6 protein-coding genes and 1 pseudogene are annotated in these 6495 nt (G+C 73.0%); 2 read left to right on the top strand and 5 right to left on the bottom strand.

From position 1 onward, the window contains the following. From kgd to ACFC09_RS21305, 4 genes and pseudogenes are all read right to left on the bottom strand, one after another. Positions 1-417, bottom strand: a pseudogene (kgd, locus tag ACFC09_RS21320) (multifunctional oxoglutarate decarboxylase/oxoglutarate dehydrogenase thiamine pyrophosphate-binding subunit/dihydrolipoyllysine-residue succinyltransferase subunit); the annotation flags it as partial. 282 nt (positions 418-699) lie between these two features. Continuing rightward, positions 700-1809, bottom strand: a complete 1110-nt coding sequence (locus tag ACFC09_RS21315; protein WP_376530534.1) for a sensor histidine kinase — start codon at positions 1807-1809, stop codon at positions 700-702. After that, on the bottom strand, positions 1806-2546 hold the full coding sequence (locus ACFC09_RS21310) for a response regulator transcription factor (RefSeq protein ID WP_376530531.1): 741 nt from the start codon (positions 2544-2546) through the stop codon (positions 1806-1808). The genes ACFC09_RS21315 and ACFC09_RS21310 overlap by 4 nt, the downstream gene beginning before the upstream one ends. A 113-nt stretch (positions 2547-2659) precedes the next feature. Next, entirely contained in the window at positions 2660-3337 is a 678-nt protein-coding gene (locus ACFC09_RS21305) for a spermidine synthase (RefSeq protein WP_376530529.1), read from the bottom strand. A gap of 349 nt (positions 3338-3686) precedes the next feature. On the opposite strand from ACFC09_RS21305, the gene ACFC09_RS21300 reads away from it, so the two are divergent. After that, positions 3687-4682 carry a rhomboid-like protein gene (locus tag ACFC09_RS21300; RefSeq protein ID WP_376530526.1) on the top strand — a complete coding sequence of 332 codons (996 nt, stop codon included), beginning with the start codon at positions 3687-3689 and terminating at the stop codon, positions 4680-4682. A gap of 54 nt (positions 4683-4736) precedes the next feature. On the opposite strand, the gene ACFC09_RS21295 is transcribed toward ACFC09_RS21300, so the two are convergent. Continuing rightward, positions 4737-5660: an NmrA family NAD(P)-binding protein gene (locus ACFC09_RS21295; protein ID WP_376530523.1), complete on the bottom strand. Its 924-nt coding sequence runs from the start codon at positions 5658-5660 to the stop codon at positions 4737-4739. Between the two features lie 106 nt (positions 5661-5766). On the opposite strand from ACFC09_RS21295, the gene ACFC09_RS21290 reads away from it, so the two are divergent. Further along, entirely contained in the window at positions 5767-6333 is a 567-nt protein-coding gene (locus tag ACFC09_RS21290) for a TetR/AcrR family transcriptional regulator (protein WP_376530521.1), read from the top strand. Positions 6334-6495: the final 162 nt, after the last annotated feature.

Genomic DNA, 6495 nt, shown 5'->3' with positions numbered 1-6495 from the left:
GGGCTGCGGGGCGGCCTGGGCCGGCGCCGGAGCCGGGGCGGCGGCCGCGGGCTGCGGGGCGGCCGGAGCGGGCGCCGCGGGCGCGACCGGTGCGGCGGGCTGGGCCGGGGCAGCCGATGCGGGTTCCCCCGCGTGAGCGGATGCGAGCGTGGGGGAGGTCTCTGCGGCCCCCGCGGCCGCAGCACCCGCCTGAGCCGGGGCGGCAGCCGCTCCCGGCTTGTAGTCGGCGAAGAAGTCCCACCAGGCGCGGTCTACCGAATTCGGGTCCTGGAGGTACTGCTGATAGATCTCGTCGACTAGCCACTCATTGGCGCCGAACGCGGCTGCGGGATTCTTCCCGGCCGGCTCGTCGGTCGTGGTGGAACCGCCCGGCCGAAGGCTGGGAGAGCTCGAATTACTGGCTGACTGTGGCGACACGGCGGCAACCGCCCTCTTCCGCTTCACAAGGTGATGGACAGCGGGAATAAAGGCTACGCCTCCGCGACCCTGAAGGTCAGGTCGGACCGGTTCATCGTCGTGTAAGTCACATCAGAAACCGGGTTTCGAGCCTTCAAATGGCGGGAAACAAGCGTGGTTCGGCTACGAATGGAGTGTCCGGCCCCGGGCCCGTGGGCGCGCATCCGCGCAGGCGTGCGCGGACCGCACGCGCCTGTCCGTGGGAAGGCGCGTGGATCTTGTGGTTCCGCTTCGAACTTTACGTCAACTTGGGAGAGAAGGCTCTCCCGGAAGAGTGACAAGGATCCGACAGCCCCGCTCGGATTCGGCCACGCCGATCCGGCCGCCGTGGAGATCGACCGCCCAGCGGGCGATCGCCAGGCCGAGCCCCGTGCCGCCGTCGCTGCCCGGACCGTGCGGGCGGCTGACGGCGCCGCGGTTGAACCGCTCGAAGACCCTGTGCCACTCCGAGCGCGGAATGCCGGGGCCCTCGTCGAGGACTTCGAGGTCCAGCGAGTCGGGATGCGTCCCGCGCCGCGCCCGCAGGGTGACCCGGCCGTGCGGCGGGCTGTGCTTGACGGCGTTGTCGATGAGGTTCGCGACGACCTGGTGGATGCGCTCCGGGTCGGCGAGCACCGTCAGCTCCGGCGGCGAGACGTCCAGGTGCAGATGGACGTCGGTCCGGGTGTGGCTGCCCGAGCCGGAGGCGATGCCCGCGCGCGCGGAGGCGACCATGTTGGCCTCCTTCAGCACCCCCGACAGGTACGGCCACACCTCGAACCGCCGCTTGCGCAGCGGCACGACCCCGTTGTCCAGCCGGGACAGGTCGAGCAGCGTCTCCACGAGGCGGCCGAGCCGCTCCGTCTGCCTGAGCGCCGTACGCATGGTCTCGGTGTCCGGCTCGGCGATGCCGTCCACGACGTTCTCCAGCACCGCCCGCAGGCCCGCGATGGGCGTGCGCAGCTCGTGTGAGACGTTTGCCACCAACTCCTTGCGCTGCCGGTCCTGCGCCTCCAGCTCGTCCGCCATGATGTTGATCGTCTGGGCCAGGTCGCCCAGCTCGTCACGGCGGTTCTCGCGCACCCGGCGCGTGTAGTCGCCGTGCGAGATGGACCGGGCCACCGCGTTCATCTCGTCCAGCGGCGCGGTGAGGGACAGCGCCACGAACTGGGTGATCAGCAAAGTGGCGATCATCGAGAAGACCGTGATGAAGCGCAGCTCCGTCTTCGTCTGCACCGCGATCATCGACAGACCTGTCGTGATCAGCACCGAGATGACGACCAGCGCACCCAGCTTGGTCTTGATCGAGAACGGGCGTACGCCGCCCCAGGGCTCCACGGGGCTCCTCCGCGCGGCCGACCGCCCCTCGCTCATGGCGTCGGCGTCTCCAGCGCGTAGCCCACACCGTGCACGGTGCGGATCCGCTCGGCGCCGATCTTCCGGCGCAGCGCCTTGATGTGACTGTCGACGGTCCGCGTGCCGGAGGCGTCGGCCCAGTCCCAGACCTCCGCGAGCAACTGCTCGCGGGAGAGCACCGCGCGCGGGGTGTTCGCCAGACAGACCAGCAGGTCGAACTCGGTCGGGGTGAGGTGCACGTCCTCGCTGCGCACCCGCACCCGGCGCTGCGCGTGGTCGATCTCCAGTTCGCCGAGGCGCAGGATGCCCGACCGCGGAGTCGCCGCGGCCAGCGCGGCCCGCTCCACCCGGCGCAGCAGCACGTGCACCCGCGCGGCCAACTCGCGCATGGAGAACGGCTTGGTCATGTAGTCGTCCGCCCCGACCCCGAGCCCGACCAGCATGTCGGTCTCGTCGTCCCGCGCGGTGAGCATCAGCACCGGCACCGGGCGCTGGGCCTGCACGCGGCGGCAGACCTCCAGGCCGTCGAAGCCGGGCAGCATGATGTCGAGGATCAGCAGGTCCGGCTGCCAAGCCTCGGCCGTGTCGACGGCGGCCGGACCGTCGCCCGCGGTCTGCACGAGGAAACCCTCGGCGCGCAGGCGGGCCGCGATGGCGTCGACGATCGTCTGGTCGTCCTCGACGACCAGGACCCTGCGCTGCGCGCCCGGCCCGGCCGTCGCCGTGCCGTTGTGGGAGGTATGTGTCTGCTCCATCGCCCGCCCCTGAAGTGTGCTTTCCGGAATCCGTGGGGTGATCCCATGACTGCTATTGACGCTTGAATGATCCGCGTCAGGGAAGCACACTACGGTGATTCAGCGGGCCGTCGCTATCCAGGTCGTACGGCGAGATGCACGGCGTCCGGAACGCCCCGGGCAACGGGGATCTCTTCGGTACGCACCCGTTGGAACCCGGCATTCTGCAAGGATCCTTCAAATTTCGGAGACGGTTCGGCGGACCAGACGGCGAGCACCCCACCGGGCCGCAACACACGTGCGCAGTCGGCCAGTCCGGCCGGTGTGTACAGCCCGCCGTTGTCCTCGGTGACCGTCCAGCCGGGCCCGTTGTCGATGTCCAGGCACAGCGCGTCGAAGGCGGCGGAGGTCTCACGCACGTACGCCACCAGGTCGGTTTCCACGATGTGGGTGCGCGGATCGGCCAGGGCCGCGGCGGACATCTCCGCGAGCGGTCCCGCGCGGTGCCAGGCGACGACCGCGGGTTCCCGTTCCACGACCGTGATCCGGCCCCAGCGGGGGTTCGCGGCCGCGTGTGCGAGCGAGAACCCGACCCCCAGCCCGCCGATCAGCACCTCGGGCGCCGCCCGCCCGTCCAGCGCCTCCAGCGCGGCGTCCACGAGCAGCCGTTCCGAGCGGCCGTCGGAAGTGTCCATCAGGAAACAGCCGTTGGCGATGATCTGGAGCAGCGGACCGTGCCGACGCAGGACCACCTCGCCGTACGGGCCCTCGCGGCGGTCCAGGACTTCGGGAGTGTCGTAGGCGGCGGTCATGCCCCCATCCTGCCCGACGCCTCGGACCACGCCCGCGGGTCCGCCCCGCCGCTGGTGACCGCGCCCGCGGACCGTGCCCGGCGCCGTCCGCACGCGCGGAGCCGCACGTGCGCGGGCAGCCTCCACGCGCTGTCCGATGACGACCGCCGGCCCGCTCGGACCCGCTCGCGCGGTCAACCCCGTCGGCGGCACTTCTCATCCGATGGAGTGTTCGGCCCACGGCCGCGTTCCCGTACGGAGCAGCCGTCGGCTCTGCACATCCTGTGAATCCGGGCCTCAGGTGGCGTCGGTCATAGACAGAGGTCACCGGGGCGCGAAGGGTGGGGCGCAACGGAAGGAGCGCCGCACGGTGGACGAGACCGCGGCGGCCGCGACGACGGCCGCCCCGCCCACGCCCCTGCCGGAGGTCTCGGGCCCGTCCTGGACTCCGGACGCCTCGGGTCCGCGCCGCGCCCCGGACGCTTCCGGTCCGCCTCCGGCCGCGGACGCCTCGGGTCCGCCGCGGGTTGCGGAGGCGGTGGGTCCGCCCGGAACCGGTACGGCCGGGCTGCTGGGCGGGATGCCGCACCAGCGGCGTGCACGGCCGGCGGCACTGCCCGCCGAAGCCGCGCCCGCCCGGGTGCCGTCCGATCGGCTGCCGTCCGTCCGCCGCCCCTGGCTGCTGCTGCCCACCCCGGCCGCCACGCCCTTCACCTTCGCCTACGCGGCCGTGCTCGCCGTGACCTCGCTGGTCGCCTCCGTCGCCGACCCGTCCCTCGTGCACGCCCTCCAGCAGGGCTCCAGCACGGACGTGGCCCACCTGGTGCGCACCCCCATGAGCGTGCTGGTGGCGAGCGCGCTGTGGATCGCGGGCGGGGTGTTCACGCCGTACGTGCTCGGCTTCCTGCTGGTCCTGACCGCGCTGGAGCGGCGGGTCGGCGCCCTGCGCGCGGCCGGTGTCTTCCTGCTCGGGCACATCCTGGCCACCCTGGCGACCGAGGTGCCCGTGGGGCTCGCGGTGCTGGCGGGACATCTGCCCGCCACCTCGCTGCACCGCCTCGACTACGGCATCAGCTTCGGCGTGGCCGCCGCCACCGGCGCCCTGGCCGGGCTGGTCACTCCCTGGCTGCGCTGGATCCTGCTCGGCCTGATCGGCGCGACGATCGCCGGGAACCTGATCGCGTTCACGGATCCGATGACCGGCTGGGGCCACCTCATCTCGCTGGTCATCGGCGTCGCGACCTGGCCCCTGGTGCGGTACTGGCAGCGCTCGCGCAACACCGCCGCCGAGGCCGCCGTGGCTGCCGTGGTCGCGGTCGGCGAGGTGGCCCCTGCGGGCGACGCCGGAGCACGCGTCCCCCGCTGAACCCGGTTCCCCGCTCTGCGGCCGGCCCGCCGCCACGGTCCCGCCGGGGCCGGGTCAGGCCGTGGGCCGCAGGTGCCGCCGGGTCCATTGCGCGAAACCGGTGAGCGGGATGCCGAGGGCGCTCGCGTACTCGGGGCGGGCGGGCTGGCCGGCCACGTTCATCCACGCGTGCGCGGCGCCCATCGGCGGCATCCCGGCGGCCAGGGCCTCCTCCTCGGTCATGTCCGGCGCGGACAGCGGGACGCCCAGCGCGCGGGAGAGCACCTCGGCGATCTCCGTCATCGACAGGTAGTCGCTCGCCAGCTCCAGCTCGACCCCGTCGAACCGCTCGGGTGCCGCGACGGCCGCGGCGGCCGTCGCGCCGATGTCGTCCACCGCGGCGAGCGACAGCCGGGTACCGGGGTTCAGGACGCTCACCAGGCCGCCCTCGACGCCGCGCGGGAACAGGAAGGCCATGGAGGGGAGGAAGTTCTCCATGAAAAAGCCGGGCTTGAGGAGGGTCCAGTGCGCGAATCCGGCCTCGCGGAGCCGGTCCTGGACGGCGCTCTTGGCGCCCAGGCTGGCTTCCAGCGTCCCCCAGCGGCCCGCGGTCCAGCCGGGCGTCCGGGTGTGCTGCCCGGCGCCGCTGACGGACGTGTGCACGAACTGCGGCACTCCGGCCGCCCGCGCGCCCTCGATGAGGTTGACGCCCTGGGCCACCTCCCCGTCGAAGTCGAAGCCTTCCGCGGTCAGGGCGGGCATCTGCACGGAGAAGACGGCGCGGGCCCCCTCGGCGGCCCGGACCACCGAGGCGCGGTCGTGGAGGTCGCCGGTGACCAGTTCGGCGCCGAGCGCTTCGACGGCCCTGGCCCGGTCGGTGCTCGTGTCACGCACCAGGGCGCGGACGGGAACACCCGCCGCGAGCAGGGCGCGGGCGGTCGCTCCGCCCTGTCTGCCGGTGGCACCGGTGACCAGGACGGGTGCGGGGTCTGCGGACATGGGTCTCCTCCGGTGCTCTGCTCGGCGAGAAAACGGCGGGGGCCGCCGTTTTCTTCGCGGTACGATATGGCGGGGCCCGCCGTTTAGCAAACCTGGAGATGACGCCATGCCTGACACCCGGCGTGCGGACGCGCGCCGCAACTACGCGCGCATCCTCGCCGTGGCCGAGGAGGAGGTCGGCGCCCACGGGTCCGGCGCCTCCCTGGAGCAGATCGCCCGCATCGCGGGGGTCGGCTCGGCGACCGTGCGCCGCCACTTCCCCACGCGTCGTGCCCTGCTGGAAGCGGTTTCCCGGCAGCGGATCGAGGCGCTGTGCGCCCGCGCGCGGGAGCTGACCGGCGAGAGCGACAGCCGCAGCGCGCTGCTGTCCTGGCTGGGCGACGTCGTCGTCTACTCCGCGTCCGCGCGAGGGCTGGCGGCGGCGCTGGCCTACGAGGGGGCCGGGCCCGACTCGGTGTACGAGAACTCCTGCGCGACGAAGCTGGAGGAGGCGGGGGAGCCGTTGCTGCGGCGTGCCGTGCGGGACGGGGCGGTGGCGGCGGACGTCACCGTCGCGGAATTGATCACGCTCGTCGTCGGGGTGGTGCTGGCGACGGAGGGCCGGCCGGATCCCCGGGGGGCGGCGGAGCGGATGTTCCGGCTTGCGGTGGTGGGGATCAGTCCGGCGGTGTGACGTGGGTTCTGGGCCGGTTTGCGTGATTCCCCGCGCCCCTGTGAGGGGGTTCTGCGGTGGGAGCGGTGCGGGTGCGTCGTGGTCTGTCGCGCGGTTCCCCGCGCCCCTGTGGGGTGCGGGTGAGGTGGGTCGGGTGCGGGTGGGTTGTGGTCGGTTGTGCAG

It is taken from the genome of Streptomyces sp. NPDC056161, from assembly GCF_042268025.1.
GTDB lineage: Bacteria > Actinomycetota > Actinomycetes > Streptomycetales > Streptomycetaceae > Streptomyces.
Note: the sequence above shows the minus strand (reverse complement) of the source record. Positions and strands in the feature narration are given on the sequence as shown.

Coding starts and splice junctions, on each gene's coding strand:
- ACFC09_RS21315 (WP_376530534.1), bottom strand. CDS start 1,809: ATGAGCGAGGGGCGGTCGGCCGCGCGGAGGAGCCCCGTGGAGCCCTGG.
- ACFC09_RS21310 (WP_376530531.1), bottom strand. CDS start 2,546: ATGGAGCAGACACATACCTCCCACAACGGCACGGCGACGGCCGGGCCG.
- ACFC09_RS21305 (WP_376530529.1), bottom strand. CDS start 3,337: ATGACCGCCGCCTACGACACTCCCGAAGTCCTGGACCGCCGCGAGGGC.
- ACFC09_RS21295 (WP_376530523.1), bottom strand. CDS start 5,660: ATGTCCGCAGACCCCGCACCCGTCCTGGTCACCGGTGCCACCGGCAGA.
- ACFC09_RS21290 (WP_376530521.1), top strand. CDS start 5,767: ATGCCTGACACCCGGCGTGCGGACGCGCGCCGCAACTACGCGCGCATC.